The organism is Dactylosporangium darangshiense (assembly GCF_039537565.1).
Lineage (GTDB): Bacteria > Actinomycetota > Actinomycetes > Mycobacteriales > Micromonosporaceae > Dactylosporangium > Dactylosporangium darangshiense.
Genome location: NZ_BAABAT010000147.1, coordinates 1 through 3,215 on the forward strand (window position 1 = coordinate 1; position 3,215 = coordinate 3,215).

The 3,215-nt window shown below is 68.3% G+C and carries 3 protein-coding genes; all 3 read left to right on the forward strand.

The window, feature by feature from the left end; translation table 11 throughout:
• The first annotated feature begins 146 nt into the window (after positions 1-146).
• Genes ABD901_RS58255 through ABD901_RS58265 form a run of 3 tightly spaced genes read left to right on the forward strand, consistent with a single transcriptional unit; the run spans position 147 to position 3,187 of the window.
• The gene (locus ABD901_RS58255; RefSeq protein ID WP_345144937.1) at positions 147-1,205 is read left to right on the forward strand and encodes a tyrosine-type recombinase/integrase; all 1,059 of its coding nucleotides are present in this window, start codon (positions 147-149) and stop codon (positions 1,203-1,205) included.
• Positions 1,206-1,225: 20 nt separating this feature from the next.
• Positions 1,226-1,519 (forward strand): helix-turn-helix domain-containing protein, encoded by a 294-nt coding sequence (locus ABD901_RS58260; RefSeq protein WP_345144940.1) that lies wholly within the window; start codon positions 1,226-1,228, stop codon positions 1,517-1,519.
• Positions 1,520-1,543: 24 nt separating this feature from the next.
• Positions 1,544-3,187: a tyrosine-type recombinase/integrase gene (locus tag ABD901_RS58265; protein ID WP_345144942.1), complete on the forward strand. Its 1,644-nt coding sequence runs from the start codon at positions 1,544-1,546 to the stop codon at positions 3,185-3,187.
• The last annotated feature ends 28 nt before the right edge of the window (positions 3,188-3,215 follow it).

The window sequence follows — 3,215 nt, forward strand, 5'->3', positions numbered from 1 at the left end:
ATCTGGGGCTGGCTCATGTTCGCTGGGGCATGGTTGCGCCTTGTGCCTGGCCAGAAGCGATCCCGTCTGATCTATTGATCCTTCAGGGGGTTGGTCGATATGTTAGGCGCCGCCTTACTGAGTTAGGCGGGAAGAAGGTGGCCCGGGTGGTCGCTGGTCTGCGTGTGATCAACGGCGGTGTGGTTGCTGGGCCGTTGCCGGCGGATCCGTGGGAGTTCCAGGCGCGGTGCGTGGATGCGTTCGTCGCGTCGTGGCGTGCGCGTGGCTTCAGCCAGGTGACGATCGACAACGACATCGGGTTGCTCGAGCGGACGCTGACGGCGTTGGGGCGTCCGGCTTGGGACGTCACGGCCGAGGACGTCGACCGGGTGGTGGGCGAGCTGGCGGTTGCCGGCCGGAAAGCCTCGACGCGGCGGGAGTATGTGCAGATCTTCAAGGCGTTCCACCGGTTCCTGCAGGTCCGTAAGGCCGCCGAGATCGAGGCTGGGTTTGGTGTCCGGCTGATCTGCCCGGTGGATGAGTTCAACGCTTCCCGGCATGTCGGTGACGACTCGCCGCAGCTGATGCCGCCGCCGACACCGGAGCGAGTGACGGAGTTCTTCGAGTTCCTCAAAGGCAGGATTGCCACCGCCCGCAAGTACGCGCCGGCGGCGCGGGACTATGCGCTATTCCGGACCCTGTATCACGCCGGCTTGCGTTCGGACGAGGCGTCAATGCTGGATCGCCCGGATCTGCATTTCGGGCGTGGGCCGTTCGGAAAGCTGCATGTGCGCTTCGGGAAGGCTGCCCGCACCTCCGGGCCGCGGCCGCGGTGGGTGCCGATGCTCGACAGCCTGGACCTCGTGTTGCGCTGGTTCGTCGACGATGTGCGCGGTCGGTTCCCGGACTCGCCGGTGCTGTTCGCTGACGAGTCGGGCGGCCGGTTGCATCGTGGAACGATCCGTAACCGGCTGCGCCGCCTGATGCAGCTGGAAGGCCGCCCGGACAGCGACTGGTTCAGCCCGCATGCGCTGCGCCGGGCGTGCGCGACCCACAACTACGAACGCGGCGTGGACCTGGTAGCGATCCAGCAGTTGCTCGGGCATTGGACGGTCAGTTCGACAATGCGGTATGTCCGCCCGTCCACCACGTTCATCGAGGACGCCTATCGGCGGGCGGTGTCGAACACCCTCGCCGACCTGGCGGGGACAGGAACGTCGACATGAAGATTCGATGGCGGTTGCGGATGGCCGCGGCCCAGCGGGAAGTATGGTCGGGCAGCGAACTGCGACGGCTGCTGGCTGAACGCGCCGGCCTGGACCTTTCCGCGGCATCGGTGTCGGCGCTATTGACCAAGGAACCCTCGCAGATCAAGCTGTCGACGCTGATCGCCTTGTGCACCGCGTTGCAGTGCACTCCCAACGATCTGCTCGAGGTCGACACCACGCCGATCGAGCACCCCGCCCGGACGAGTCGTCCGGCCGCGGCCGAGCCGCCGAAGGCGGTCGGCGACGGCCGGCGTTCCATGCCGCCGATGTAGTGGCTGCGGCGACCGGAGGCAACCGTGGGCAAACGACAGCGCGACTGCGCCGGCTGCGGCGCCCCGGTCGGCATCATCGGCCGGGAGCACTGCTGCCTGTGCGTGCGGCGCCAGCGGGAGACCGCCGCGAAGGCGCCCTGTCCGGGCTGCGGCCGGCAACGCGTGTTGCAGGCCGACACTGGCCGATGTGTCCTGTGCTCGCGCCGGTGTTCAGCCTGCGCCGCGCCGGTGCGGTCGGCGACTTCGACGTTGTGCAAACGGTGCGTGCGCGCCGAAGCCGCCCGCGCTGCGAAACAACAATGCCCGCGATGCAGCCGGCCCGGTCTGCTGCGTGAGGCCACCGGCTGGTGCGGCAGCTGCTCGCGGCCCGGGCCGCCGAAACACCCGCCACGGATCTGCCGCCAGTGCGGCCAGCTGCGCCGCCATGCCGGACTCGGACTGTGCTCACCGTGCTGGCAACGGCATCCCGGCCGGGCGTCCATCCGCGCGGACAATCTGATCGCCAGGCTGCCGGACCCGCCGCAATGGCTGCCGGCCTTCGCCGCTCACGTCGCCGCCCGATTCAACGCCGCCCGCGCCAGCGGACTCGTGACCGAGCTCGGCCGCCTGCTGCAAGACGGCCAATCCTGCCATCCACAAGCCTTGCTCGAACGCTCACGCCGTCCAGGGCGATCGATGGGAACACTCGCCCGAGCGCTGGAGGACTTCTTCACCACGGCCCGGTTAGCGCTGCCGACCGATCAGATCGAGCGGCTCGCCGCCGGCCGACGGCAACGCCGCATCGACGAGGCGCCCGAACCGCTCCGCGCCGCCGTCGCCAGGTTCGCCGAGCAGATGCTGCGAGCTCGGCAGCGAGCGCTGCGGGCCGGAACCCGACCGCGCAGCGACCACACCATCGAAACCTGCCTCGCCATCACGCGTGACCTCGCTCGATTCCTGAACGGGCAACGCGGCAAGCACGACTGGGCACTGGTCGACGTCAACGACGTCGAGGCGTTCCTGGCCACCACGCCACGATCGCGGAAACGGCGGCTGACCGTGCTGCGCCAGTACTTCCGCTTCGCCCACCGAGCGCGCCTGATCCTCATCGACCCCACCAACACGTTGCGGGCCAAGGAAAGCAACGCGTTCCGCGGCCGGACGCTGACGCTGCAACAGCAACGCGAGCTGTTTCGCCGCTGGACAGGAACCGGCCCAGAAATCCATCCGCATGAAGCGCTCGTCGGCATGCTCGCGTTGCTGCATGCGGCCTCCAGCCAGGAAGCCCGGCTGCTGCGCATCACCGATATCGATCACCAGCGGTGCAGTGTGAGACTGGGTGAACGCCCTCAGCCCGTGCCGTTGGACCCCGCCACCTGGGCAGTACTGACCCGCTGCGCTGATCACCGCGCGGGGCAGAACACCGCCAACCCGCACGTCATCGTCACCAAAGGCACCAAGGCAGGCCAGTCGCCAGCATCGACGGCATACCTCAGCCACCTGCTCGATGGCTGCGGCTACCCGCCCCGCATGATCCGCGGCACCAGACTGGTCGATCTCGTCAACACCCTCGACCCCAAACTCGTCGCGGCCGCGTTGGGCCTCGATGCGCAGGCCCCGCTGATCTATCTCGCCGACCGCATCGACCCCGACCGGCTGGCGAACCTGTCCACTTTCGGCGACGCCTAACACACGTTCGCTCGAACATGTGCGCTTT